The 526-nt window shown below is 71.9% G+C and carries 1 protein-coding gene; it reads left to right on the forward strand.

What is annotated here, in order from left to right; translation table 11 throughout:
- Positions 1 to 24 precede the first annotated feature (24 nt).
- Positions 25 to 526: sugar transferase (locus tag MKL11_RS33050; RefSeq protein WP_279600323.1), on the forward strand; the 502-nt coding region annotated here is incomplete at its 3' end.

The raw sequence follows: 526 nt of genomic DNA on the forward strand, positions 1-526 counted from the left end.
TCTGCGCCGCACCATAGGGTTGAGATGTCGGATGTTGCCGATCAGATTGCGGGTCAGGTGAGCGAGGCTGCGGAGGCTGTTGCGGAGGCGGTTTTGCCGGAGACGCCGTTCGTGGCACGCGGGCTTCGGCTGGACTGGGCGGCCAAGCGCGGGCTGGACATCGGTGTGGCGGCGAGCGCGCTGTTCCTGCTGCTGCCGCTGATGCTGGTGATCGCGGCCCTGGTCTGGGCCGGGGACCGCAAGGCGCCGATCTTCCGGCACACCCGGCTCGGCCGCGACGGGCGCAGCTTCGGCTGCCTGAAGTTCCGCTCGATGGTCACCGACGGCGAGGCGGTGCTGGCGGCGCATCTGGCGGCCAGCCCGCGGGCCCGGGCGGAGTGGGCGGCCACGCACAAGCTCGGCGACGACCCGCGCATCACCGCCATCGGCCAGGTGCTGCGCAAGACCTCGCTCGACGAGCTGCCGCAGCTGTGGAACGTGCTGCGCGGCGAGATGAGCCTGGTCGGGCCGCGCCCGATCGTGCAGG

It is taken from the genome of Methylobacterium sp. J-077 (assembly GCF_022829365.1).
Lineage (GTDB): Bacteria > Pseudomonadota > Alphaproteobacteria > Rhizobiales > Beijerinckiaceae > Methylobacterium.